Genomic DNA, 24,930 nt, shown 5'->3' with positions numbered 1-24,930 from the left:
TACGGTAGCCTGTGCGGATGGCGGCCATCGATATCTCCGGCACGGTGCGGGAACGCGCCGCCCGGGAACTGCGCGACCGCATCCTCACGGGCGCGCTGCCAGCCGGGGCGCGCATCGACCTGGACGCCATCACCGAGGAGTTCGCGACCAGCCGGACCCCGGTCCGTGAGGCGCTGCTGGAGCTGTCTTTCGAAGGTCTGGTCCGCGTCGCCCCGCGCAGCGGGGTCACCGTGATCGGCATCAGTCCCGACGACGTGCTGGACAGCTTCACGATTCTCGGCGTGCTGACCGGGCAGGCGGCGGCCTGGGCGGCCGAGCGCGTGGAGTCTGACGAACTTGAGGCGCTGCGGCAACTGGCGGCCGACGTCGTCGCACGCTCCGGCGACGACAGCATCGGCGAGGCCAACTGGCACTTTCACCAGCGGATCCACCGGGCCGCGCACTCGCCGCGGCTGATGGCGCAGATCAAGCAGGCGGCGCGTGTCGTACCGACCAACTTTCTGACGTTGTTCCCCGATCACGAGAAGCACTCGCTCGACGAGCACCAACAGCTGCTGGATGCCCTGGGCGATAAGGACGCTGAGCGCGCCCGCACGATCGCCGAACGTCACGTCCTGGAAGCCGGGCGCTCACTGGCCCACTGGCTGCAGCCGAGCTAAGTCGCGAGACCGCCGCGCTACCCGCGCGTCGGCGGGGTTGCGGGTTGGTTGTCGGCCTTGGTTATCAAGGTCCGATGACAGCGGGTCGCGTGAGCGAGATTCGCTATGTCGCCGCGGGTTTGAGCTTGGCTATGGTGCTCGGATTGTCTGGTAATTGGAAGGGTGTGTACCACCACCATTCGGCGCGTTCGCCGAGGGGCCCGTGCCAGGGTGCGACGTCGGGTGGCGGCCCGTTGGGTGGTCGTGCGAGTGATCCTGTGCTCATGGGCCGGCCGGTGCTGTCGGTGATAGTGAGGTTGTCGGCGGTTCCGGTGATGGTTAGGCGGCCGCTGTGGTGCATCCGGTGGTGATACGGGCAGACCAGCACCAAGTTGATCAACTCGGTCAGGCCGCCGTCTTCCCAATGGCGGATGTGGTGGGCATGCAGGCCACGGGTGGCGCCACAGCCGGGAACCACACAGCTGCGGTGGCGGTGCTCGAGCGCGCGGCGCAGCCGCCGGCTGATCTGACGGGTCTCCCGCCCGGCGCCGAGCGGCTGGCCGTCGCGGTGGAACCAGACTTCAAAGGTGGCATCACAGGTCAGGTATTGGCGTTCGGACTCAGATAGCAGCGGACCCAGATGCAGGGCGGCCGCACGCGCGGCCACATCCAGGTGCACCACCACGGTGGTGTGCTGCCCGTGCGGGCGGCGCGCCGCGTCGGCGTCCCATCCCGTCTCGACGAGCCGCATGAATGCCTCGACCGTGGACGGCAACGGGGGCCGCTGCTCGCCCTCGTCGTCGCCGTGGTCGCGCTTCCACGCCGCGATCATCGCATCCCGATGCGACGCCAGCGCCGCGTCGAACTTCGCGGCGTCATGGTGGCCCAGGGTGATCCGATAGCAACTGCCCGCCTCAGTGCTGGTCGAGGTAATCGACGGCTCAGGCTCGGGTCGAGGTTCGGGTTCCGGGCGCGGTTCCAGCTTGACCGCGGTACGCAACTGGTTGACCGTGGCCACCGCGGCCAGCTCCGCATAGTGTTCATCGGATCCCGCTCCGGCGCGCGCCGCGATGACCCCGACCTGATCCAGCGACAGTCGGCCCTCGGCCATGCCCTGGGCGCAGCGCGGCAACTCCTCCAACCGGCCCGCCACGGTGGCGATCGTGTGCGCGGTCGCCGAGGACAAGCCCAGCTTCCAGCCCACCAACGCCGCCATCGACCGCGCACCGGTGATCGCACACAACTCGTCACGCTCGATCTCGGCCGCGATCTGCACGATCCGCGAATCGATCGCGTTGCGCTGACCGGCCAACTCCGCCAACTCCTCAAACAACAGCTCAACACGCTGCGCAGGACTTACCGTCGCAGCAGGCGATGCGGTCGAAGACATAACGTCATCATCGCAGCGGGGTACGACAAGTCTGGGCCGCCCAATTCCGCAGCCGAGTCTGGCCGCCAAGCTCCTCATCCGAGTTTGAACGTGCAGCGGTGGCGCGCAGCGATCTCGCCACGACTTGAGTATTTTCATAAGGTGCCGGATATCCCAGCGCAGTACCTGCTGTCGTCCGACGCACCCAGCCCGCGCACGCTGGTCGACATCATCAACGAAACCGCCGCGCGCTATCCGGACGCCGCCGCGATCGACGACGGCACCGTCCAACTGACCTACAGCGAGCTGATCAGCGACATCGAGGACAGCGTGGTCTGGCTGGCCGCCCGCGGCATCGGTCGCGGCGACCGGATCGGCATCCGGATGCCGTCCGGCAGCTATGCGCTCTACGTCGCGATCCTCGCGACGCTGGCCACCGGCGCGGCCTACGTGCCCGTCGACGCCGACGATCCGGACGAACGCGCCGAATTGGTGTTCAGTGAGGCCAACGTTGTCGCGGTCATCACCGAAGCCGGGCTGATCAGAGGCCCCGGCTCGTCGCGCGGCTGGCGCGCGGCGGCCCCGCTGGCGCGAGACGACGCCTGGATCATCTTCACGTCTGGATCCACGGGTACACCGAAGGGCGTGGCCGTCACGCATCGAAGTGCCGCCGCTTTCGTCGACGCCGAGGCACGAATATTCTTGCAGCACAATCCGATTGGGCCTGGTGACCGAGTGCTGGCCGGACTGTCGGTGGCTTTTGACGCGTCGTGCGAGGAGATGTGGCTGGCCTGGCGGCACGGCGCCTGCCTGGTTCCCGCGCCGCGGTCGCTGGTGCGCAGTGGGATGGACCTCGGTCCGTGGCTGGTCACGCGTGACGTGACCGTGGTGTCGACGGTGCCGGCGCTGGCATCGCTCTGGCCCGCCGAGGCGCTGGAAGCGGTGCGGCTGTTGATCTTCGGCGGCGAGGCCTGCCCTCCGGAACTGGCCGAGCGGCTGGGCCCGAGTATCCAGGAAGGCCGCGAGGTGTGGAACACCTACGGCCCCACCGAGGCCACCGTGGTCGCGTGCGCGGCCAGGCTCGGCGGTGGCGGGCCCATCAGCATCGGGCTGCCGTTGCCGGGCTGGAACCTCGCCGTCGTCGACGCGGACGGCAATCCGGTCGGCTATGGCGAGGTGGGCGAGCTGGTGATCGGCGGCGTCGGGCTGGCCCGCTACCTGGATAAGGATAAGGACGCCGAGAAGTACGCCCCGATGCCGACGCTGGACTGGCAGCGCGCCTACCGCAGCGGTGATCTGGTGCGGCTGGAACGCGACGGGCTGTATTTCTGCGGGCGAGCCGACGACCAGGTCAAGCTGGGCGGCCGCCGCATCGAGCTGGGTGAAGTCGACTCCGCGCTGGTTAACCTGCCGGGCGTCACCGGCGCCGCGGCCGCGGTGCGGCAGACCACCGCCGGCACCCCGGTGCTGGTCGGCTATCTGGTCAGCGCGGATGCGTCGTTCGACATCGACGAGGCCCGCAAGCAGCTCGCCGAGCACCTGCCCGCCGCGCTGGTGCCGCGTCTCATCCGAATCGACGAGCTGCCGACTCGCACGTCGGGCAAGGTCGATCGCGACGCGCTGCCATGGCCGCCGCCCGGTGGAACGGACACAGAAACGGCCAGCCTGGGCGGCACAGCGGGCCTGCTGGCCGAATTGTGGCAGGCCTTGCTCGGCACGGCGGTTTCCGGTCCCGAGGCGACCGGCGCCGCGGCCGGTCTGGAAGCCGACTTCTTCGCGCTCGGCGGTGGGTCGCTGGCCGCCGCGCAGCTAGTCGCCGGTCTGCGCCACCAATATCCGCAAATCACCGTCGCCGACGTGTATGACCATCCGCGGTTGGGCTCTCTCGCCGGATTCCTCGATGAGCTGGAACCACCACCGCAGTCCGCCCAGCGTGTGGTGCGGCCGACGCCACGGTTGACCCAGCTGATCCAGGCCGTGTTGGCGGTGCCGCTGGCGACGCTGGCGGCGCTGCAGTGGGTGACCTGGCTGGCGTTGGGCAACAACGTCGCCCACGCATTGCATCTGGTGCCGTGGACCGTGGTGGTGAACTGGTGGCTGGTCGCCGCCGGGCTCCTGCTGTTCGTCACGCCGGTGGGCCGGATGGGTATCGCCGTAGTGTTCGCACGCATCCTGCTGTGGAAGGTGCAGCCGGGCAGCTATCCCCGCGGCGGGTCGGTGCACCTGCGGGTGTGGATCGCCGAGCGACTCACCGAGGCCAGCGGCGCCGGGAATCTGGCCGGCGCGCCGTGGCTGGTGTACTACGCGCGTGCGTTGGGAGCCAATGTCGGCAAGGGCGTCGACCTGCACTCGATGCCGCCAGTCACCGGGTTGCTGACGCTTGGCCACCGCAGCGCCGTCGAGCCCGAGGTCGACCTGAGCGGACACTGGATCGACGGGGACGCCTTCCACGTCGGCAAGGTCACGATCGGCGACGACGCGACGATCGCCGCCCGTACCACGCTGCTGCCCGGCGCAGTGGTCGGCAAAAACGCCGACGTGGCGCCGGGCTCCGGAGTGATCGACAAGATCAAGAACGGCCAGTACTGGAAGGGCTCCCCTGCCGTGAAGTCGGGCAAGGCCCACCACCCGTGGCCGGACGAGCGACCGGCCCGCAGGACCCACTGGGTCGTCATGTACGGATTGACGTCTCCGCTGCTCGCTGCGCTGCCACTGGTCGCGGTGGCGACCGGCCTTACGGTGATCGCGGCAGCGGTGCAGCACATTCGCCGCTTGTCGCAGGCGATTTTGCCGGCATTGGCATGGACGCCGGTGGCGACATTGACCGCACTCATGACGTACGCACTGTTGACGGTGCTGGGCGTCCGGCTGTTGTCGATCGGGCTGCGCGAGGGCTACCACCCGGTGCGCAGCCGCGCCGGCTGGCAACTGTGGGCAACCGAGCGGCTGATGGACGGCGCGCGCAACTACCTGTTTCCGCTGTACGCCAGCATGCTCACGCCGATCTGGCTGCGGCTGCTCGGCGCCAAGGTTGGCCGCGGCACCGAGATCTCCACGGTGCTGCTGATTCCCAAGTTCACTGTGATCGAGGACGGCGCGTTCCTGGCCGACGACACCATGGTCGCGTCCTATGAGCTAGGCGGAGGCTGGATCTACGCTGCCAAGACGACCGTGGGCCGGCGCGCGTTTCTCGGTAACTCTGGCATCACCCAGCCGGGCCGCCGCGTCCCCGACGAAGGTCTGGTAGCGGTGCTCTCGGCGACGCCACCCAAGGCCAAGCGCGGATCGTCGTGGCTGGGCAGCCCGCCGATGCGGTTGCGCCGACGCCCGGCCGAGACGGACGAGGAAACAACTTACGACCCGCCGACGCGGTTGAAGGTGATGCGCGCGGCAGTCGAGATCTGCCGGCTGCTGCCGGTGTTCGCGACGGTCGCGATCGGGCTGGCCGTACTCGGCGTGTTGCACGCAATAGCAAGAATTTTCGGCATCTGGTGGGCGGCGATGTGCGGCGGACTGGTGCTGCTGGCCGCGGGCGCGATAGCCGGCGGCATCACGGTTGCCGCGAAATGGATTGTGGTAGGCCGTATTCGAGCCGGAGAGTTTCCGCTGTGGTCCTCGTTCGTCTGGCGCAACGAGGTCGCCGATACGTTCGTCGAAACGGTTGCCGCGCCGTGGTTCGCCCGAGCCGCCAGCGGGACGCCGGTGATGAACCTGTGGTTGCGTGCGCTCGGTGCCCGCGTCGGACGTGGCACGTGGTGTGAAACCTATTGGCTGCCAGAGGCCGATCTCGTCAGGCTTGGCGACGGCTGCACCGTCAACCGCGGCTGCGTGGTGCAGACCCATCTGTTCCACGACCGGATCATGCGGATGGACAGCGTCGTACTGGAACCCGGCGCGACCCTGGGGCCGCATTGCGTCGCCCTGCCCGCGGCGCGAGTGGGGGCCGGCGCTACCGTCGGGCCGGCGTCGCTGGTAGTGCGCGGCGACGAGGTGCCGCCGTCGACCCGCTGGCAAGGCAACCCGATCAGACCGTGGAACCTCCCCCGCAAGAAGACCCCCGGCAGGGCGCGGCGCGACGGCGGAGTCCAGGACACCGCAGCGTGAAAGCCAACGGGAAGTCACCGGCCCCGGTGATCGACGAGTATCTGCCGAAGAACGGCGATCCCGGCTACCGGGTGTCGCGCTACGAGTTGGACCTGGAATACAAGGTCGCCATCAACCGGCTGTCGGGATCGGCGACGATCACCGCGGTGACGCTCACCGAGCTGCAGCAGCTCAGCCTTGACCTGTCCGATGCATTGTCGGTGTCGAAGGTGTGGGTGAACGGCAGGCGTGCCGGCCAATTCTCTTGTCGCGGTGGCAAGTTACGCATCCGGTTGGCATCAAAGGTGGCCACCGGGACAGCACTGTCGCTCGTCGTGCATTACCACGGTTCGCCCAAACCGATCCGGTCGCTATGGGGTGACGTGGGTTTCGAGGAACTGACCGACGGCGTGTTGGTCGCCGGACAGCCCAACGGTGCCCCGTCGTGGTTTCCGTGCAACGACCACCCCGGCGCCAAGGCTGCCTACCGTATTCAGGTCAGCGCAGAAAGCCGCTATCGGGTAGTCGCCAACGGCAAGCTGACGTCGCGACGGGTACGGGCCTCGCAGACCGTATGGACCTACGAACAACCCGAACCGACGCCGACCTACCTCGTCACTCTCCAGATCGGCGTCTACGAGTTGACGCGGCTCGCGACGACGCCGGTGCCGATCAAGGCGGCGTTGCCCGAACGGCTGCGCCGCGACTTCGACGACGACTTCGCCCGCCAGTCCGAGATGATGGAGCTGTTCATCGAGCTGTTCGGACCGTATCCGCTGGCTAACGGTTACACCATCGTCGTGACCGACGACCCGCTGGATATCCCGCTTGAAGCGCAAGGGATTTCGATTTTCGGTGCCAACCACTGCGACGGCACGGGGACCAGCGAGGCACTGATCGCACATGAACTGGCGCACCAGTGGTTCGGCAACTCGGTGACCGCGCGGAGCTGGCGTGACATCTGGCTGCACGAGGGATTCGCGTGCTACGCCGAGTGGTTGTGGTCCGAAAACAGCGGCGGCCCCAGCGCTGACGAGCTCGCCCGCCGCCACCACGAGCAGCTGATCGACAAGCCGCAAGACCTGTTGCTTGCCGACCCCGGGCCGCGTGAGATGTTCGACGATCGCGTGTACAAGCGCGGTGCGTTGACCCTGCACGCGCTGCGCGGACGGCTGGGCGGATCGAAATTCTTTGCGCTGCTCCAAGATTGGACGACCAGATATCGCCATGGCACCGTCGTCACCGACGACTTCACCGGCCTGGCAGCCAATTACGCCGATGAATCGCTGCGGCCGTTGTGGGACGCGTGGTTATATTCGACCGAAGTGCCGAGCTCTACAAGTTAGCCAGATCGTCCGGAACGTCGACTTTGTGTTCCAGCAACGCATCGAGGGGCACCACCTCGAGGGTGCGTTCGTTGGTGGACGCCAACACCACCGGGGCGGCACAACCGTCGTGATGGGCCCGCAGCCAATTCAGGGCCGTGACGCACCAGCGGTCGCCCGGCAACAGTCCGGGAAATCGGTACTCGGGCACCGGCGTCAACAAGTCGTTGCCAATCGACCGCTGGTGCTCCAGGAATTCTGCGGTGACGACAACGCAGATCGTGTGTCTGCCGAGGTCCTCGGGGCCGCTCGAGCAGCAGCCGTCACGATAGAAGCCGGTTAATGGTTCGGTACCGCACGGTCCCAGCGGGCCGCCCAGCACATTGCGATCAGCCACCCGCCTAGTATCACGCCGTCGGCCCGAACTTTGAAGCAACTTTGGCCAATTGCGGCTAGGGCGCGGCGGTCGCCCGCTGCAGGAGCCTTCGGCTGGGGGCGTGAGAGCGCTCGATCAGCTTCGCGCGAGCTCCACCACACGGCCCGTGTTCTTGTCGGGATTGCCGTCGGTGACGTATAGGTTGCCGGTGCTGTCAACCGCTACGCCTTGCGGCCATTCCAATCCGGTGAATGGCAACTCGGTCGCGTTGGCAGCGCCAGGGGCCAGGTACAACACCCGGCCGGTGTGGTCATCGAGATCGATCTGCGTGACGAACACGCCGCCGGCCGTGTCGACGGCCATGGCGTGAAGCCAGTGGCGACCGCCAAACGGAAGCTCCTTGGGAGACGCGGCGCCCGGTGCCAGCTTGAGCACCATCTGCTTGTCGAAGTCGGTGACGTAGATGTTGTTGGCGGAGTCGACGGCAACGCCCTGCGGGTTTTTGAGCTCGCCGAACGGTAGCTTGGTCGGAGCCGCAGCACCCGCCGCCAATTTGAGCACTTCGCCGGTGCCGTCGTAAGTATTGGTGTCGCTGACGACGACGTCGCCCGTGGCATCCACGGCTACCCCTTCCGATTGGCCCAGCTGGCCGAAGGGAAGCTCGGCCGGAGTTGCGGCGCCGGCGGCTAGTTTGAATACCTTGCTGCTGTGGCTGTCGACCACGTACAAACTCCCCGCTTCGTCGACGGCCACCCCCGTCGGCGACACGTTGCCGTTGAAAGGCAACTGCGTGCTCGTATTGGAGCCTGCCGCCAGCTTCAATACCCGATGGCGCGAGAAATCCGCGACGTAGACATTGCCCGATTTGTCAACCGCCACTCCGCGCGGCATGTCCAGGTCACTTAGCGGCAGCTCTTTCGCCTGAGTCGACCACACCGATCCCAGAGTCGGGGCGGGTGTTCTCAGGGAAGAGCCCGTGCCGGGAACTGTGCGGTGGCATGAAACGATCACGACAATCAAGGCCGAGATTGCAGCTAGCACCCGTTGCCGTTGCCGGTTCGGTTTAACGCCCATGCGCCACATCAAACACTGGACGATACGCAAGCGTCACGTATGCCCAGCCGGGTGTTCACGGAAGTTTTGCAGGTGTGGCCGCCCGTCGTACCGACAGCGCGGACTTCACGCTGACTGCCTCGAGCAGCCGGGTTAGGCGGCTGCGGCGGAATCGCTCGGCTTCCCGAAGACGACACGCGTGACGTTGGCCGGTGACAGTGCGGTTGTCGCTCTACGTGCGAAGTCATTGGGCAACGAGAGCCGGAAGACTTTCTTCCACGCCGAGGTAATTTGGTTCGCCAACGGACCGCTGGTGTAGGGCAGCCCGTAGCGCTCGAAGAGGTCCTGCACCTTCGGGGCGAGCTCGTGGTAGCGGTTGCTGGGCAGATCGGGGAAGAGGTGGTGCTCGATCTGGTACGACAGGTTGCCGGTCATGAAGTGCATCAACGGGCTACCGCTGATGTTGGCCGAGCCGAGCATCTGGCGCAGGTACCACTGGCCGCGCGTCTCATCGACGATGGACGTCTTCTCGAAGGTCTGGACGCCTTCAGGGAAGTGCCCGCACATGATCACCGAGTGTGTCCACAGGTTGCGCACCAAATTGGCCGTGAAGTTGGCGGTAAAGGTGGTGAGGGCCGCGGGACCAGACAGCAACGGGTGCAGCACATAGTCTTTGCGGACTTGCTTTCCGATCTTGGCGAACACGTCCTTGAGCTGACGGTGAAACATGGCCTTGTCGGCCTTGCCCTGCAGATAGGCGTCGATCTCCAGGTCATAGATGGCGATTCCGTACTGGAAGATGCATGCGTTTGCGAAATTGGTCAGCGGCTGGATCAGATGAAAGGGGGTCCAGCGCTGATCCTCGTCGACGCGCAGGATGCGGAAGCCGAGGTCTTGGTCCTTGCCCAACACGTTGGTATAGGTGTGGTGCAGTTCGTTGTGCGAGTGTTTCCACATTTCCGACGGCACGGCGATGTCCCACTCCCAGGTGGTCGAGTGGATCTTGGGATCGCGCATCCAGTCCCACTGACCGTGCATAACGTTGTGACCGATCTCCATGTTCTCGACGATCTTCGAGACCGACAATCCGGCGGTGCCGAGCAGCCAGGCCGGCGGGAACAGCGAAAACAACAGCAGCGCGCGGCTGCTCAATTCGAGCTTGCGCTGGCCGTCGATGACGTTCCGAATGTAGGCCGCATCACGCTCACCCCGGCTGGCGATCACCTCGGCCCGCATGGCGTCGAGTTCGACGCCGATGTCCTCGACGTCCTGATCGCTCAGGTGCGCGGTCGGATCGTCGTGTTTGCGCTGTACAGCAGTCATTGAATTGTCTCCGTTGAGTTTAAAGTTCGATGTCGCAGTCGCCCGCGGCTGCGGAGATGCAGGTCTGGATCTGTACGCCGTCGCCGGCTGCGGCGGTGGTGATGTCGCCGGTACGCAGGTCACGAACGCTGCCCTGTCGCAACGGTGCCACACACCCGTAGCAGATGCCCATCCGGCAACCCGAGGGCATCAGCACGCCGGCGGCTTCGCCGGCATCAAGCAGGGTCTGCGAACCTCCGGCATCGACGACGGTGCCGGTCTGCGCGAAGGTCACGGTGCCACCATCGCCGGTCACAAGCACAGTCGGACGGAACCGCTCGGTGTGTAAACGGTCGGCGAGCCCGTCGGTCGTCCAGCGGTCCTCGACCGCGTCGAGCAGCCCCACCGGCCCACATGCCCAGGTCTGACGTTCGGCGATGTCGTCGACGATTTCGTCGAGACGGGTGACGTCGAGCACTCCCTCGACGTCAGTGTGCCGCTCCACCAACCGGATTCGGCCCTCGCGCGCCAGCTTGCGCAGCTCTTCGCCGAAGATCACGTCGGCGGCGGTCGGTGCGGAGTGCACGACGACGATATCGGTGTCGAGGTCGGTGAAGTTGCGCAACATGCCCATGACCGGGGTGATGCCGCTCCCGGCGGTGAGGAACAGGATCTTCGCAGGCGGTTGCGCACCGAGGGTGAATTCGCCTACGGCCTGGTCGAGGTGGACGAGTGTTCCCTCGGTGGCTTTACGGACGAGGTGGTTGCTGACTACGCCGTCGGGAATCGCCTTCACAGTGATCGCGATGCAGCCGTCACTTCGGCTGATCTTCGAGGTCACCGAGTAGGCGCGCCACTGACGGACGCCGTCGACATCGATGCCGATCCGGACGTACTGGCCGGGAACATGGGTGCGCCAGCCGCGGCCGGTCTTGATCACCACGGTGACCGCATCGCGGGTTTCGGCAGTGACGGAGACGATGCGGCCGCGCAGCACGGCACCCGAGCGCAAAGGGTCGATGACGTCGAGATAATCGGAAGGAACCAGCGGAGTCGTGATTCGTTCGGCGAATTTGATGACGCGTTCACGCAGCGCGCCGACAGTCGTCGGACGAGGTGCGGTGGTCGTCATCCTTCAATTCTGGCTAAGTTGCGGTATAAAAGCTTAGTTATAGGGCGTGAAAGCCAGGCCTCAATTTGTTCTCAGGAGATAAATTTGCTGAAACCGGCGCTGCGCTTCACTGGCCTCGATCTGGACAAGGACGTGGTCGCCGCGTTGCAGGCCGTGCTGCCGAGGATGGCCGAGCGCACGATCACCGCGGTCACGGTCGAAGTGCCCAGCTACGCCGACGCGTTCAGCGGGCGGATGGGCCAGACCATCGAGCACGCCGTGCAGATGGCGCTCGCTGCGTTCCTCCGTTTGGCGGTAGGCGCTCACGGTGCGGATCCGACGGCGGCGCTGTCGCCGGCGCTCGATGGGGCCTACGAATTGGGGCGCGGCGAAGCGCGGCAGGGCCGGTCCATGGACGCGCTGCTGTCGGCCTACCGCGTGGGCGGCCGGGTCGCGTGGCGGGAACTGTCCGAGACCGCGGTCGCCGCGGAGATGGCTGCCGAGACGGTGGCGCGATTCGCCGAGCTGGTGTTTGCGTTCATCGATGAACTGTCGGCCTCCAGCCTCGCGGGACACACGGACGAACTGGCAACCACCGGACGGGTGCGGCAACGCTACCTGGAGCGACTGGCCAGACAGCTGCTCGTCGGCGAACCCGACGAGATGCTGCTGTTCAGTGCGAACGAGGCCGGTTGGCAGGCTCCGGAGACCCTGACTGCCGTACTGCTCGCCGAGACTCAAACCCGTGGACTGGTAGAACGTTTCGGCCAATCGATGTTGCTGCTCACCGAGGACCTCCCGGGAATTGAAGACTCCGAGTCAATGGCAGTGCTGCTGGTTTCAGATCTGGACGGCCGCCACCGCGCGCAGCTGCTGTCAGCGTTGCAGGGCCGTCACGCCGTAGTGGGGCCGGCGCGTCCGTGGATGCGTGCCGAGTCGTCGTATCGACGCGCGCTGCGCGCACACGAGTTAGGGGTCGGAGACGGCGTCGAGGTGGTCGACACCGACGAGCACCTCGTCCAACTGGTCCTGACCGCCGACCGCGAAGCGGCCGACGATCTGCGTCGCAAGGTCCTCGCGCCCCTAGCGGGACTGCGGCCCAACACCGCAGAGCGGCTGGCCGAAACGTTGAGATCGTGGCTGCTGCACCAAGGCCAGCGTGAGGCCGTCGCCACCGATCTTTACGTGCACGCACAAACAGTGCGGTACCGCATGGGTCAGCTGCGTGAGCTCTACGGCAACAGCCTCAACGACCCGCAGACGATCCTCGAACTCACCGTGGCGCTCGGGATCCGACCCGTCCGCGAGCCGCCCTGGGAACCTGCGTCCGCGCGCGTCAAGTGAGGGCCGGCAGCACGCTATCGGTGAGCAGTTGAACCGACTTCCACGCCTCGTCGACCGGCATGCCGCCGACCAACGGATGCAACACGATCGGCCCGTACTCGTCGGTCGCACGGACTTCGGCGATGAGCTGTTCGGGGGTGAGAAACCGGTATCGCCCCGACGCCTTGACCTGGTCCAGGGTCTCAACTCCCGGCAGGTGCATGAGCGACCGCTCGTCGCTTGACCATCCGCCGTAAGTTACTGCCTCCCAGAGAATGTGCTCGCCGAGTTCGGCCCATGCCCGGTCGGGATCCTCGTGCAGGAAGATCATTCCGCGGTTGGTCGCTCCGGGCATGATGACAAGTGGTTTGATCCCGGACTCGGAACACAGCTGGCGATAGTAGGCGGCGATGTCGGGCAGATGGTCGGCCAGGCTGAGGGGCAGCCCAAACCGTGCGGCTCGCCGTGCGGTGGCGCGCGCTCCCCCGCCTACGAACAGCGTTGGATGCGGCCGTGTCCAGGTACCCGTGCACACTTCCCGATCTGGGTCAGCGCCTGCCCACACCGACAGCATCCGCTCAACCAGGCTGTCCATCAGCTTGCCGCGTTGGCTGAAATCCACTCCGATTGCGTCATATTCGACCGTGCGGTATCCCAGCCCGACCGTGGTGAGCAACCTGCCGCGGCTCATGTTGTCGACGAGCGCGATGTCTTCGGCCAGCCGAACCGGATTCCACAACGGCCCCAGGGCGCAGTCGACACTCGCAAGCATGGTTGACGTCCGGACCAGGAACATAGCGGCGGCCATTATCGGATTGCAGCTCCATCCGTGCCCGGTAGCGTGATGCTCGTCGACACTCACCGAGCGGACGCCGTGCGCCTCGCCCCACTGCGCTAATTCGAGTGCGGCATTGATCAACTCGCTCTGCTTACGCGGTTTGCCTTGCGGCGAACCGAAGTTGAAGCGCAGCACCGTTAACAGCATGTCCGACTACCGATCAGGGGCCTGCGACCGCAGGAATGCGGGCCAATCAGGAAACAGGGCACGGTCGACGATCTCGATGCGAGTGCCGAATGCATCGACGTAGTAGGCGAATAACGCAAGTTCCGAATATGATACGGCGGCGGTGGCTTCGAAGGTGAAGCCGTTGTCCTCCAGCGTTCGGGCGGCATCGGCCAGGCTGTCAGTGAAGTAGCCGAGGTGGTGAACGGAGTTGCCATGGGCGGCCACCCAGGGACTTCCAGGAACCTCTTGGATGAGCTCGATGTGCGGACTGTCAACGGAATAGACGATTGTCGAAGTGAATTCGTGCGTCCCGGCGGCCGCGGTGCGAAACGGCAGCGTATAGGACAGCGGAGTTATCCACTGGTACCCGGCCAGCGCGGTCAGGCGCGCCATCGCGGCATCGAGATCGGGCACCACGATGCCCGTGTGGTAGAGATCCTGGGGTCGTAGTGTCATGAGTTCCTCGCTATCTGCTGTGTGAGCCAAGCACTTTCCCAGAAATTTGTGCTGTCGGCCAGCAGATCTTCGTGGGCCGCTTTGAGTACCTCGCCTGCGCCCGGGTGGTCTTCCGGCGCCAGCTCCGCGAGGTGAATAGCGTGCAGCGGGCGCCCCGCGTCGAGGTGTGCCCGCGCCCTCTCCACGACTGCGTCGACGCCCGCCAGTTCGACTATGTCGGCGCTGACGGCGTCGAAACCAACCGGGTAAAGCTCAGTCGTCGACCGGTGATGGAACCAGCCGGAGTAGTTCTCCCAGATGGCGCGCACATCCCAGGAGACTTTGCCGTAGCCTTGGCCCACTTCGTATTCCGCGGGCAAGGTGATCTCACGCATCAGGGTCCACACGTCCTTGCCCGCGTTCATCCCGGCGACGGTCTGGTCGTGGACGTACTGGATCGCGTTGCGCAGTCGGGTCAACTCGGCGTTGATGCGCTCGGCTCCCGCGATCGGCTCGAAGTGACCGGTTACCAGCAGCTCTGGCTGCAGGTTGCGTACCCGCTCGACGGATGTGATGGCCGTCAGCGCATCGCGGTAGCGGTCGCCACGGATGGTGACCAGGTTGGGGATGTGCCCGAAGATCGGCCCGAAGGTGTTTCCACACAGGCAAATCCGATCGTCCGGCAACCACACCACAAGCGAGTCGTTGGTTTCTCCCCCGGGGACGGAGATTAGCTCCATGTGTCGCCCACCCAGTTCGAGGGTGAGGGTGTCCTCGAAGTCGAGATCCACCGTGGGCACACTCAGGCCAGGCAGTCGTTTGGTGCCGAGTCGTCGTTGAATTGCCTGTACACCGGTCGTCAGGGTGTCTTTGAAGGCGAATGCGCTGCGGTTGGCGCGATACGGGATGAGTCGTTCGTTGTCGTCTCGCCAGAGCCTCCAGTTGGCTTGTGCGACAACCGTGGTGTCGGGGTCACGAACGCTTTCCAGGCCGCCGACGTGGTCGACGTGACCCTGGGTGAAGATGATGTAGCGTACCGGCGACGAGTCGACGGCATCGAAGTTGGCGCGGTGTACCGGTCCTTCAAAGCCCATCCCGGTGTTGACGATCACCCGGCCATCTGGGGTGGTCAACAGGTAGGCGTTCGACAGACCCGGCGAGCACCACAGTCCCGGAGCGATCTGTTCTGCCTTCTCGGCCGAAGCTGGTCGCATCGCGTCGGCGCCCTGGCGGCTGCGATACACCGGTTCGAACACCGCTTTCGGCTTTTTCATTCGGCCCGTGTCTCCTTCATTCGGCGCGGACGTCAAACCTGTCGAAGTAGAAGCCGAACCGCTCGCGCAATTCGTCCGCCGAGACCCCGAAGTGCCGTTGTAGCTCGTAGCGGATGCGGCCGTGCTTGCCACGCGGGTTGCCGTCCAGGTATTGCTGGAACCGCCCACACACCTCCGGCGTCAATTCGACTCCGCCGCGTCGGTAAAGCTCGTGCAGCAACGGCATTTCGTTGCCGTTGAGGTGGTGGAAGCTGACGTCGATGCTGCGTTCGGCCGGAACCAGATCGCGGTCGCGCACACACGCGCTCAGCAGTCGGTGCACGCGATCGGTCCAGTAGTCCAGTAGCCAGGCGGGCTCGATGCTGGTGCGGCGCAGCCGGTCGGAGTAGGCCATCATCGTGACTGCCGACTGGATCACCGCGGCTGGGTCGCGGTGGGTGAAAGCCACGGTGGCGTCGGGAAACGTCGCCATCAGCGGGCCGAGCTGCTCACAGTGCTGCGGGCTCTTGAGTACCCAGGTCCGCGGGCCGCGCAGAAACGTCAACGCCTGCACCACTTTTCGCATATACCGGTAATGCCGCGTTTGATCCAGTCCCAGATAGTAGTTACGCCATCCGGGCACCCGCGCATGCCATTCCAGCACATAGCCGGCCAGATCGAGGTCGAGGAGTTCGACCTCCTCCTCGATTGCCTCGGGGAACCGGTCGTGCATGGCGGCCACCACCGGTGCGCTAGCCATCAGCGCGTCGTGTTCGGCCTTGGCGCGCGCGTAGCGGGGGTCGACGCCGGCGATGTCGGGGCCTTGGCCGTGGGCCGGTATGGGTTCCTGGCTCTCCCAGTACGGCAGCGAGCGCCGGCGTGGATCGGCGGCAATGAGATTCACCAGGTGCGTGGTACCCGACCGCGGCATCCCGACCACGATGAAGGGCTTCTCGATCGGGATCGACTCGATCTCGGGATATCGCTTAATGAGGTCGGTCAACGACAACCGGTTCCGTAGCAGGCGAACGACCCGTTGCCGCAACGACGACCGTGCGAGTTGGGTCAGCCCGTCGTCGGCGTCGATCGAGGCCACATGTGTGCTCAGGCGCTCACCGAAGCCGTCCGCGTCATCCAGGTCGTCGGCGCCCGCTTGCTCAATGGCCTCGGCGACCATCCCGTCGACGTCGAAGTCGACGTGCCGGGTTTCGGTGTACTTCAGAATCTGACGTTGAATGTCGGTCAACTGGGGTGACGTCAGATCGTCGAAGTCGATGTCGTCGACGGCGTCTTGGATTTCCTGGTCCGCTGAACCCACGCGACCTCCTCGACCAGCCGTCGGCGATATAACACGAACGCTAGCCGCGGCCAGAACCCGTCGTTGACCGACCTCCCGGCAAGCGGGAAGGCGGGGCCGCAATGGCCAGGACCGAACGCTGCGCTAGAACCATGGGGCGGTACCCTGCAGCGGTAAACAGCCCCCTCGTCTCGGCAGAAAGGTAATCCGGTGCTCGTCGTCACCACCAACGACCTTCCCGGTTGGGAGATCCAACGCGTGTGCGGCGAAGTCTTCGGGCTTACCGTGCGCTCACGAAACGCATTCTCCCAGATGGGCGCCAGTTTCAAGTCGATGTTCGGCGGCGAACTGCAGGGCATGACCAAGAACCTGGCCGAGAGCCGCAACGAGGCGATGAATCGGTTGATCACCGAGGCGCGCGCCAAAGGCGGAAACGCGATTGTCGCAATGCGCTTCGACACCACCGAGATCGGCGAGGTGTGGACCGAGATCTGCGCCTACGGCACCGCGGTGCAGGCCGTGCCGGTTACCGACGGCGCACGCTACACCGCCTCCCAGCTGGGATACGGCGGCGCACCCCAGCAGCCGCAGCCGCAGCAGCAGCCTCAGCATCAGCATCAGCATCAGCAGCGGGGGTAAATATCGCCGAAAGACGACTCGGCGCTCTGGCGGCGTGGATCAATTCTATTGCTATTGCCCCCGATTCGACATTTCACTGGCCCGGCGGGGGGCTGTCCTGCCGTCACACCCCGGTCGGCACGCTCCGACGTCGACGTCCTCGTCTCGATAATTTCGGCTCTGTGCGGGTAGCGAACCCTCGCGGCGATCCGCTAAATGCGATCATGTAGGTCTCCAAACGTCCGCGATTGCGTTTGGTGAACTGTGCTACCGACCTGTATGAGGTGAAAATGGCCGATGCCCAGGACGCCAACTCTGACCTGAGCGCGAAGAGGGCTCAGTGGGGAGAATGGGCGCGCAAACAATTCAGCGGCGACGAAGCGCAGGTCCAAGCCGCTGCCGAAGCAGCGCTGCGTGCGGCACTAGCGGGTGCATCCAGCCAGGAAGCCGCCGCAGCCGGCCACGAGGCCGCGGCACAAGCCGGCGCCACGCCACTCGGGCCGTCACCCGGCGGCGCTCAACCCCCCGCCCGCCCGACGCCGGGCGACGCACCGGTACCGGCCGGTCACCAAACGCAAACCACCTCACCCAAAGTTGCGTGGTATCGCAGGCCCGCCGTCCTGTTGACGGTGGGCGTGGTCGTCATCGTCTTGATCGGCTTGCTGATCTGGGGCATCACTTCTCGTTCGTCGGGTCCCAGTACGCCACAGACATCCGTCGTCCCGGCTACCAGCACGACCCAGCCGTCGACAACCAAACGCACGAGGAAGCCCAAGACCAGCAGCTCGACGTCGCCGACCCCGAGCGCAGCGGGCTCGGGCACCGTGACCATCACCATCCCGTCGGCGCCGGCGTAACGTCGATCGGCCGCGACTCGACGACTTTCTCGATTTCGGCCCGCGGACGGCCTCTTCCGGCGTAATCTCACCAAACCAGTTGTTAGAAGCGGCATTAACGGAATGCCACGCGGGGTTGGGGGTTGCGATGGTGCGTGTCTTTTGGCCGGCTTGACCGGCGCCAGCGCGGCTCTCAGCGCAGGTGTGGCCGAACTGCTCGGCAGCTCGCGCCGACGGTCGCTACAACATCCTCAGGGACGATCCGGCCTTCGCTCCAAAGCTTGATCGCGGCAACGGCGGCATCACCTGGGAATCGCATTGACGACACGCTCCGCGTGTCGAAGGCCCGTTCGCCCCGGCACGGTGAATACTGCTGGGTGACAACGAGATAACAATTCTCCACTACGAGGGATTGCGAATTCAGCATGCCCGCCGGGCAACACTATCGTCGCTTCGTGCGCCGCCGAACGGCCCTGAAGCTACCGCTACTGCTGGCAGTTGGCGCCGCACTGGCCCAAACGCCTTGCGCCACTGCGGAAGCGGCTCGGTGGTCACCTGATCGTGTCAGTCGCTGGTATCAAGCGCAAGGCTGGCTCGTCGGCGCCAATTACATCACCTCGACCGCGATCAACCAGCTTGAGATGTTTCAGCAGGGCACCTATGACCCCCGACGCATCGACGCCGAGTTGGGCCTGGCCCGGTTGCACGGGTTCAACACGATGCGGGTTTTTTTGCACGATCAGTTGTGGGCGCAGGACCGGCAACGCTTCCAGCTGCGTCTCGCGCAATTCGTCTCCATCGCGGCGCGCCACGGGATCAAACCCCTCTTTGTGCTGTTCGACTCCTGCTGGGACCCGTTGCCCAAGTCGGGGGTACAGCGCGCGCCACGGCCTGGCGTACACAACTCGGGTTGGGTGCAGGGCCCCGGTGCCGAACGTATCGATGACCGCCGCTACATCAGCGTTCTGCAGGACTACGTCACGGGCGTGCTGAGCCAATTTCGCAACGACGATCGGGTTCTGGGTTGGGACCTGTGGAATGAGCCCGACAATCCGTCCCGTGTGTATCGGAAGGTGGAGAGGACCGACAAGCTGGAGCGCGTCGGAGAACTGCTGCCACAGGTGTTCCAGTGGGCGCGTTCAGTCGATCCGGCGCAGCCGCTGACCAGCGGCGTCTGGGACGGAGCCTGGGGAGATCCGGGGCGCCGCAGCGCAATCGCGAGCATTCAACTGGACAACTCCGACGTGATCACATTCCATAGCTACGCGCCACCTGGCGAGTTCGAGGCCCGGATCAACGAACTCACCCCGCTGGGGCGGCCGATCCTATGCACCGAGTACATGGCCAGGTCGCAGGGCAGCACTGTGGAAGGAATCCTACCAATTGCCAAGCGACACAACGTCGGTGCCATCAATTGGGGTTTCGTGGCTGGAAAAACTCAGACGTATCTGCCGTGGGACTCCTGGGACCACCCGTACACGACGCCTCCGAAGGTGTGGTTCCACGACCTCTTGCAACCCGATGGACGGCCGTACCGGGATGGCGAAGTTCAAACAATTCGCAGCCTGACGGGCAATGTGTTGTTGGCCCAGGACCAAGCCGCAGGTCGCGTACGGTAAACCCGGCATGGGCCGCGTCGCACAGAAAGTCGTTTTGTCAGCGACGAGCTGACCTGCCAGGTGCCAATCAAGACATAGCTAGCGCGTGCTGGGGCAGTGCCCGCTTGCGAGGGGGACGCAAAAGCCCTCATTTCGCAGTGCGAAATGAGGGCCTTTGTCGTCACGATTTAGGTCGTCGCGCCGCGACGGGCCCGGAAGAACTCCGCGCTGGGCCGTTGCGCGAGCAGTACCAGGATCGGCACCGCGAACACCAGGCCTAAAACCGCTTGCACCAACGCAGTGCCGGGCGAGGTCGTACCATCTGCGAGGTTTCTGACGAGTGCTAGCGCAGTGAGACCTACTTTCATCACTGACATAACCAGCAGCATTGTTTTGCGGCCTTTCAGAGCTCTGACGCCGCCCCAGATGAACAGTGCAGTAAAGGCAGCTTCCAGCAGCGTGATTACGACAACGACCGCAAACAAATGGGTTGTCAAATGGTAGCTAGCAGTCAAAGCAGCTAGTCGCAGCAGAATAAATAGGTAGACGAGCGTGCCCAGCCCGCCATACACAAATGCGAGGACCGCCGCGGCAGTGACGGAGCCTGGGCGCCGCCGGGAAGCGGGTGCAGCGTACAGCGGCGGCAGCTCGGTGTTGGTTGCGTGAGGCGCGTTGCTCTCGGCGAGCGCCCGATTCGGATGTGACATTGTTTCCTCCTCGATCGAGTCGGTTCATGGATTGATTGGTGTGGCGTGCAAGTGGCTCAGATGGCGAGATTTCGCGTCGCCGCCGCCGAAGTCGTTTGCTGCGAAAAGATTTGCAGTCAGCGCTTGGAGGCTTCTAAAAGAGTCCTTGGAGCTCGCGTGAGTCTTCGGCCCGTTCGCGTGGAGTCAGAACCTCAACGTTCGATGACCAAACTGCGATGGCCGTCGGTGGTTAATTCCCCCCGCAACTGGTCGCGGCGGCCTGCGCGTTGCTGTCGGTTCGCGATGAGGCCCGCGACGATCAGAAGAACGGCATAGACCATGAGGTAGAGGTTCTCCAGCGGTTGCCAGCCGACCATTCGCGGCACGAACAGGTAGAGACCGATGCGCGGGGCGGCGTCAAACGGAAGTGAATGCGGCCACGAACCCAACACCGCGAATAATGTCGCTACCCCGACCCACCACCACGAGTTTGTGAGTGCCCGATGTACGAAGTAAACGATCACCGGTACAAGCCACACCCAGTGATGGCTCCACGTAAAAGGTGATACCGCGGAGGCGCTCAGTCCCGCAACGGTGATCGCGAGCAGGGATTCTCCGCGGCGATACAGGCGCACGGCGATCCACATGCTAAGCGCCACCACACACAGATCGGCGCCCAACCATAGCCACGGGGACGGCACCTCTCCCGTCAGGCGGGCGATCCCGCCGCGGACAGACTGGTTGGCGACATGGAAGAGCGACTTGTTGAAAGGACTGGACTCGACGACCTTTCCGCGCCAGTACTGCCAGGAATCGTTAGGAAGCGCGAGCCAGCCCAGCCCGATTGTCGCGGCGATCGTCGCGACGGCGACCCCGGCGGCTCGCCACTGGCGCAAGAACAGGTAGTACACGACGAAGTAGGCGGGCGTGAGCTTGATGCCCGCCGCGACGCCGATGCCGATCCCCTTGAGTCGACTGCGGTTTCCGAGCGAGGCGTCCCAGAGCACCATCAGCATCAGCAGTAGGTTGATCTGCCCGAAGAACAGCGTGGTGCGGACCGGTTCCAAAAACGCGCAAGCAATCCCCAACAGTGCGGAGACACCGGCCAGGTACGGGGTCATGCGGTAGCCCAGTATTCGAAAGCACAGCATCACAATTGCAGCCAGCAGTACGACGTTTATCGCCAACCAGATGTACTTGTCTGCGCCGTCGGGTAACCAGACCAGCGGCGCAAAGAAGAGCGCTGCGAACGGTGGGTAGATGTACTCGAACTTGCAGTAGCCGGAGGGCTTGACATAGAGCGGCAGGTCTCCGAGAGCATGACGCCCGCCGTCGCGGAAAATGCAGAAATCCCACCCTCCTACCAGCAAACCGATGTCGCGTGCCCATAGCGTCACGAGCGTGGTCAGCAGTACTCCGGAAACAACCGCCGCGACTAGGAGGACCAGCAGTGTCGACCATCGGAAGTCGAGCTGTCGATCGTCGAAGGGAAGGTGACCATCGGGTGACTGGGCGGCCCGGTCAGCTCCGCGCATCGATGGACAGTCCTCTCTGGAGCGAAACCGCGTTTGGTCGTCACTCAGTAAATGTGGTCCTGGCTGATCGTCAGGCCGTTGTCGCACGTCACGGTGACGTGCCAGGTCGAGCCGGTCGCGGGTCCGTGACGATCGAGCCTCGTCTCCGCCGGCCGGTTACGGTGAAACTCACGGTGTCGTTGTAATTGACAATGACGGCGGGACCCGCCACCGCAACGGTCCTGTACACGCAGCCCACTGCCCGATTGTCTGCGTTATTGGTAATCGCAACAAAGGCCGGTATCCCTTTGGGCGACGGTTCGCCGTACCACAACTTCAGCTCCGGAGGCGGCGCCGGTGGCGGCGCCGCCGTTGGGGGTGCCGCCGCTACGGGTGGAGCCGCTCGGGGTGCCGTTTCGAATGCCGCCGTCGGATCCGGTGTCGACTCCTCGGTCGCAATGAGCGAGAAACTCGTCGACCACGGGATGCTCGTCCCCGTCGTGCCGGCAGGCGCGGCGCCCGGCTCGTCCGGCCCCGACACGAAAATTCCGACTTCAGCGATTAACGCAGCGGACGCAGCCGCAATGAGAATGCGGTGGCAGGAGTGACTGATGAACAGCTTCATCGCGCACGTCTCCTCGGGCCCGACGCCCCCAAGGCGGGGGTTTGTTCAGCATACGAGCTGCGTGTGGGCACGAGGAGGCAGGGTAATCGCTGCGCCAAGTGCGGAAGGCATCGAATTGACTGCCGGAAGGCGCGTGTGATCCGAAACTGCTTGGCCCGGTTTGGCTTTCAAGGTCCCGCGAAGTCACCGACGGCGATCATCTTGTTGGCGTCCCGGGCGGTGGCGAAACCTCCCGCGTTGAATGCACAGTTCAGGATGATCGCTCGGTGTGCAGGACTTCCCATCCACCAGTCGAGCGCTGCGCTCGGAGTCGCCGCGGATCCGGTGCCCCAGTAGACGATCTCACCGATGTAGCCGGCCCTGGGGTAGCCCGCATCCGCGATACGCTCCTGCGGTGACGAGCCGTCCGAACCGACATGGCCGTCCAGCCCGTTCTTCAGCATGTCGTTGGCGTGCCGTTGTGCTGCCGCCGTCAAACGCTGGTCGTCGCCGGTCACCCCGCATGTCTGGCGAAGCCGGCTCACCCCGCTGTACACCACGGTCCCCGAATCGTCTGCGCGCGCAGCGGATCCAGCAACCGTGCCGAGAGCCGTTGTGAAAGCAGTGTAGATCGAGAAGACGGCGACAATCTTGACTTTCATCGTCACGTTGCCTCTTGCCACGCGCTCGCTTTGCTGCTTTTGGCAAACAAATGCTATCCGCGTTCGACGATGAAAGGTCGGGAATCGCCAATCCGGCGGCCCTACCACGTTTGATCAGTCCCCGTGTGCGCGGCCTCCGTGTGCACGATGTCGATAAGTTGGCGGTCGATGGATTCCAGTTGCCTGGATTCAAAGTCGTTCTTCACGGTGGAAAACGGGTATTCCGGCTGCACGAGACAAAGGAGTCCAAAGTGGCGAAGAATCATGGGCCTAGCGTCAAGAACGACAAACAGTACGAGGGACTGCGTAAGAAGGGGATGAGCAAGTCGAGGGCCGCCGCGATATCGAACTCGCCTGGTGCCTCCAGCAAGGGCGGCAAGAGCTCGGGCAGCAGCCAGAGCAGCCGTAGCAGCGGCAGCGGCAGCGGCGGTAACCAGTCGCAGAAGAAGGCCGCGGGGCGCAAAGGCGGCAAGAAGTCGAGCTAGTCTTCGTCGACCGAAAATGGGGATGAAGGCAAAAACTTAGCCGTGCTTGGCTGCCTCCTGGGCGAGCTGCACGCGCGACGCGAGGCCGAGTTTGTTGTAGACGTGGGTGAGGTGGGCTTGCACCGTGCGTGGGGAGACGAAGAGTCGTGCGGCGACTCCCTTGTTGTCCAGTCCTTCGCCGACCAATCGCACCACGTCGAGTTCGGCTCGGGTCAATGAAGCCCATCCGCTGCTGGCGCGCCTACGTTCGCCGCGACCACGGCGAACGTAGGCGATCGCTTCGTCGATGGTCAGCGACGCTCCCTCGTCCCAGGCGGCACGGAAGTCGGTGTCGCCCAACTGATCTCGGATAGCTATGAGTCGGCGCTCGTGGTCGGCCTCGAATATCTTGAATCGAGCGACACCGTTTTGCTGCCGAACAGCATCTGCCGCGCCGAGTAGGCGAGCAGCTTCTCGGTAATTCCCCGCCTCCGCCGCGACGTAGGCGAGGCATTCGAACGCATCCGGAACGGTCATATAGCCATGCGTTTCGGTCGCAACATTGAGTGCTTCATGAGCATCAAGACTGGCTTGCTCCATCTCATCTTGCGCGATTGCTACGCGTGCCCGAGAAGCTAATGCCGCGACAAGTGAAACGCCCGTCGACATCGCAACCACATCGTCGGCCCGACGTCGGGCTACTGCGAGCTCGCCGAGGGCCAGTAGCGGCAATGGGGTGACTACATACGTGTTTACAGTTGCAGGCGTCAACGGCGTACGTTGCAGCGCCGCTTCGTATGCTTCGTGAGCCGCGGCGGCATCGCCTGCCATCAGCCTGATCAGCCCGATCGCCGAATACCCGACGCGGTCAACGAGTTCGCCAACATTGGACTGATCATCCAGGTACGCATCCGCGGAGACCAGTGCACCGTCAACGTCGCCCTGCCATGCCAGCGCAAAGGTCAGGCACAGGAGCGCTGCCTCTCTGCAGAACGGATCGTGCGCGGCGATGGCTTCGGCGAGGGCGTCGCGTAGCGAGGCGGCCGCCTGCGTTACCTCGCCGCGGTATGTGGGTGCGGTCGCTAGAGCCAATCGACACAGACGCCCGTTGGAGTCATCGCCGATCGCTTCGGCGAGGTCGCAGCCTTCACGGGCCGCCGCACTGATCGCGACGTGGTCCCCTGCGCTCATTGCGGCCACTGATTGCCAACCCAGAATCTGACACAGCCGCCACCGATCATCGAGTTCGCGCGCGAGGCTGCCGGCCTCCAGAAAATCTGTTCGGGCCACATCGGATTCGTGAGCATAGACGTTCCCGTGCGCGATCAGGGCGCGCATGACGAGAGCCGGGTCTCCGATCTCGCGCGCCAGCCCGGG

Annotated in this window: 22 protein-coding genes; 9 read left to right on the top strand and 13 right to left on the bottom strand. The window is 64.7% G+C overall.

The genetic code is table 11. The features are described 5' to 3' along the window. The first annotated feature begins 17 nt into the window (after positions 1-17). Positions 18-659: a GntR family transcriptional regulator gene (locus tag AC5Y21_RS08875; protein ID WP_499911413.1), complete on the top strand. Its 642-nt coding sequence runs from the start codon at positions 18-20 to the stop codon at positions 657-659. A 103-nt stretch (positions 660-762) separates the two neighbouring features. Here AC5Y21_RS08875 and AC5Y21_RS08870 read toward each other — a convergent pair whose 3' ends face one another. After that, positions 763-2,028, bottom strand: a complete 1,266-nt coding sequence (locus tag AC5Y21_RS08870) for an HNH endonuclease signature motif containing protein (protein ID WP_499911411.1) — start codon at positions 2,026-2,028, stop codon at positions 763-765. Positions 2,029-2,169: 141 nt separating this feature from the next. Between AC5Y21_RS08870 and AC5Y21_RS08865 the strand changes: the two genes are divergently transcribed. Both AC5Y21_RS08865 and AC5Y21_RS08860 read left to right on the top strand, forming a co-directional pair. Then, positions 2,170-6,111, top strand: a complete 3,942-nt coding sequence (locus AC5Y21_RS08865; RefSeq protein ID WP_499911409.1) for a Pls/PosA family non-ribosomal peptide synthetase — start codon at positions 2,170-2,172, stop codon at positions 6,109-6,111. After that, positions 6,108-7,436: a M1 family metallopeptidase gene (locus tag AC5Y21_RS08860; protein WP_499911407.1), complete on the top strand. Its 1,329-nt coding sequence runs from the start codon at positions 6,108-6,110 to the stop codon at positions 7,434-7,436. Before AC5Y21_RS08865 ends, AC5Y21_RS08860 begins: the two co-directional genes overlap by 4 nt. Here the strand turns inward: AC5Y21_RS08860 and AC5Y21_RS08855 are convergent. The 4 genes from AC5Y21_RS08855 to AC5Y21_RS08840 all read right to left on the bottom strand — a co-directional run bounded on the left by AC5Y21_RS08855 (position 7,426) and on the right by AC5Y21_RS08840 (position 11,278). After that, on the bottom strand, positions 7,426-7,812 hold the full coding sequence (locus tag AC5Y21_RS08855) for a DUF2237 family protein (protein ID WP_499911405.1): 387 nt from the start codon (positions 7,810-7,812) through the stop codon (positions 7,426-7,428). The two genes, AC5Y21_RS08860 and AC5Y21_RS08855, sit on opposite strands and share 11 nt — an antisense overlap. Positions 7,813-7,926: 114 nt before the next feature. Further along, positions 7,927-8,727, bottom strand: coding sequence for an NHL repeat-containing protein (locus AC5Y21_RS08850; RefSeq protein WP_499911403.1), 801 nt, complete (start codon positions 8,725-8,727; stop codon positions 7,927-7,929). Positions 8,728-8,997: 270 nt separating this feature from the next. Continuing rightward, a complete protein-coding gene (locus AC5Y21_RS08845; RefSeq protein WP_499911401.1) occupies positions 8,998-10,167 on the bottom strand; it encodes a fatty acid desaturase family protein in 1,170 nt (389 codons plus the stop codon). A gap of 19 nt (positions 10,168-10,186) precedes the next feature. After that, entirely contained in the window at positions 10,187-11,278 is a 1,092-nt protein-coding gene (locus AC5Y21_RS08840; RefSeq protein WP_499911400.1) for a ferredoxin reductase, read from the bottom strand. 84 nt (positions 11,279-11,362) lie between these two features. Between AC5Y21_RS08840 and AC5Y21_RS08835 the strand changes: the two genes are divergently transcribed. Then, entirely contained in the window at positions 11,363-12,601 is a 1,239-nt protein-coding gene (locus AC5Y21_RS08835) for a PucR family transcriptional regulator (protein ID WP_499911398.1), read from the top strand. Here the strand turns inward: AC5Y21_RS08835 and AC5Y21_RS08830 are convergent. Genes AC5Y21_RS08830 through AC5Y21_RS08815 form a run of 4 tightly spaced genes read right to left on the bottom strand, consistent with a single transcriptional unit; the run spans position 12,594 to position 16,571 of the window. Then, entirely contained in the window at positions 12,594-13,565 is a 972-nt protein-coding gene (locus AC5Y21_RS08830; RefSeq protein ID WP_499911396.1) for an LLM class flavin-dependent oxidoreductase, read from the bottom strand. The genes AC5Y21_RS08835 and AC5Y21_RS08830 overlap by 8 nt on opposite strands. Positions 13,566-13,571: 6 nt before the next feature. Beyond that, on the bottom strand, positions 13,572-14,042 hold the full coding sequence (locus AC5Y21_RS08825; protein ID WP_499911394.1) for a VOC family protein: 471 nt from the start codon (positions 14,040-14,042) through the stop codon (positions 13,572-13,574). Continuing rightward, a complete protein-coding gene (locus tag AC5Y21_RS08820; RefSeq protein ID WP_499911778.1) occupies positions 14,039-15,277 on the bottom strand; it encodes an MBL fold metallo-hydrolase in 1,239 nt (412 codons plus the stop codon). Before AC5Y21_RS08820 ends, AC5Y21_RS08825 begins: the two co-directional genes overlap by 4 nt. A 34-nt stretch (positions 15,278-15,311) precedes the next feature. Continuing rightward, on the bottom strand, positions 15,312-16,571 hold the full coding sequence (locus tag AC5Y21_RS08815) for a sulfotransferase family protein (RefSeq protein ID WP_499911775.1): 1,260 nt from the start codon (positions 16,569-16,571) through the stop codon (positions 15,312-15,314). Between the two features lie 210 nt (positions 16,572-16,781). On the opposite strand from AC5Y21_RS08815, the gene AC5Y21_RS08810 reads away from it, so the two are divergent. The 4 genes from AC5Y21_RS08810 to AC5Y21_RS08795 all read left to right on the top strand — a co-directional run bounded on the left by AC5Y21_RS08810 (position 16,782) and on the right by AC5Y21_RS08795 (position 19,644). Next, positions 16,782-17,210: a YbjQ family protein gene (locus AC5Y21_RS08810; RefSeq protein ID WP_499911392.1), complete on the top strand. Its 429-nt coding sequence runs from the start codon at positions 16,782-16,784 to the stop codon at positions 17,208-17,210. Between the two features lie 269 nt (positions 17,211-17,479). Continuing rightward, positions 17,480-18,046 (top strand): hypothetical protein, encoded by a 567-nt coding sequence (locus tag AC5Y21_RS08805; RefSeq protein WP_499911391.1) that lies wholly within the window; start codon positions 17,480-17,482, stop codon positions 18,044-18,046. 181 nt (positions 18,047-18,227) lie between these two features. Next, a complete protein-coding gene (locus AC5Y21_RS08800) occupies positions 18,228-18,347 on the top strand; it encodes an excalibur calcium-binding domain-containing protein (RefSeq protein ID WP_499911389.1) in 120 nt (39 codons plus the stop codon). 133 nt (positions 18,348-18,480) lie between these two features. Continuing rightward, the gene (locus AC5Y21_RS08795; protein WP_499911387.1) at positions 18,481-19,644 is read left to right on the top strand and encodes a cellulase family glycosylhydrolase; all 1,164 of its coding nucleotides are present in this window, start codon (positions 18,481-18,483) and stop codon (positions 19,642-19,644) included. 167 nt (positions 19,645-19,811) lie between these two features. On the opposite strand, the gene AC5Y21_RS08790 is transcribed toward AC5Y21_RS08795, so the two are convergent. The 3 genes from AC5Y21_RS08790 to AC5Y21_RS08780 all read right to left on the bottom strand — a co-directional run bounded on the left by AC5Y21_RS08790 (position 19,812) and on the right by AC5Y21_RS08780 (position 23,089). After that, entirely contained in the window at positions 19,812-20,330 is a 519-nt protein-coding gene (locus AC5Y21_RS08790; RefSeq protein ID WP_499911385.1) for a hypothetical protein, read from the bottom strand. A 191-nt stretch (positions 20,331-20,521) separates the two neighbouring features. After that, the gene (locus AC5Y21_RS08785; protein WP_499911384.1) at positions 20,522-21,844 is read right to left on the bottom strand and encodes a glycosyltransferase 87 family protein; all 1,323 of its coding nucleotides are present in this window, start codon (positions 21,842-21,844) and stop codon (positions 20,522-20,524) included. A 771-nt stretch (positions 21,845-22,615) separates the two neighbouring features. Then, positions 22,616-23,089 carry a CAP domain-containing protein gene (locus AC5Y21_RS08780; protein WP_499911771.1) on the bottom strand — a complete coding sequence of 158 codons (474 nt, stop codon included), beginning with the start codon at positions 23,087-23,089 and terminating at the stop codon, positions 22,616-22,618. Positions 23,090-23,340: 251 nt separating this feature from the next. Here AC5Y21_RS08780 and AC5Y21_RS08775 point away from each other — a divergent pair, with 251 nt between their 5' ends. Beyond that, positions 23,341-23,574 (top strand): DUF7218 family protein, encoded by a 234-nt coding sequence (locus tag AC5Y21_RS08775; RefSeq protein ID WP_499911382.1) that lies wholly within the window; start codon positions 23,341-23,343, stop codon positions 23,572-23,574. Between the two features lie 36 nt (positions 23,575-23,610). Here AC5Y21_RS08775 and AC5Y21_RS08770 read toward each other — a convergent pair. Beyond that, a partial coding sequence (locus tag AC5Y21_RS08770; RefSeq protein WP_499911380.1) for a helix-turn-helix transcriptional regulator occupies positions 23,611-24,930 on the bottom strand: 1,320 nt, incomplete at its 5' end.

It is taken from the genome of Mycobacterium sp. NGS41 (genome assembly GCF_059812725.1).
The sequence above is the reverse complement of the archived record's forward strand: the minus strand, read 5'-3'. Positions and strand labels throughout refer to the sequence as shown.

Coding starts and splice junctions, on each gene's coding strand:
- AC5Y21_RS08875 (WP_499911413.1), top strand. CDS start 18: ATGGCGGCCATCGATATCTCCGGCACGGTGCGGGAACGCGCCGCCCGG.
- AC5Y21_RS08870 (WP_499911411.1), bottom strand. CDS start 2,028: ATGTCTTCGACCGCATCGCCTGCTGCGACGGTAAGTCCTGCGCAGCGT.
- AC5Y21_RS08845 (WP_499911401.1), bottom strand. CDS start 10,167: ATGACTGCTGTACAGCGCAAACACGACGATCCGACCGCGCACCTGAGC.
- AC5Y21_RS08840 (WP_499911400.1), bottom strand. CDS start 11,278: ATGACGACCACCGCACCTCGTCCGACGACTGTCGGCGCGCTGCGTGAA.
- AC5Y21_RS08830 (WP_499911396.1), bottom strand. CDS start 13,565: ATGCTGTTAACGGTGCTGCGCTTCAACTTCGGTTCGCCGCAAGGCAAA.
- AC5Y21_RS08825 (WP_499911394.1), bottom strand. CDS start 14,042: ATGACACTACGACCCCAGGATCTCTACCACACGGGCATCGTGGTGCCC.
- AC5Y21_RS08805 (WP_499911391.1), top strand. CDS start 17,480: ATGGCCGATGCCCAGGACGCCAACTCTGACCTGAGCGCGAAGAGGGCT.
- AC5Y21_RS08790 (WP_499911385.1), bottom strand. CDS start 20,330: ATGTCACATCCGAATCGGGCGCTCGCCGAGAGCAACGCGCCTCACGCA.
- AC5Y21_RS08785 (WP_499911384.1), bottom strand. CDS start 21,844: ATGCGCGGAGCTGACCGGGCCGCCCAGTCACCCGATGGTCACCTTCCC.
- AC5Y21_RS08780 (WP_499911771.1), bottom strand. CDS start 23,089: ATGAAAGTCAAGATTGTCGCCGTCTTCTCGATCTACACTGCTTTCACA.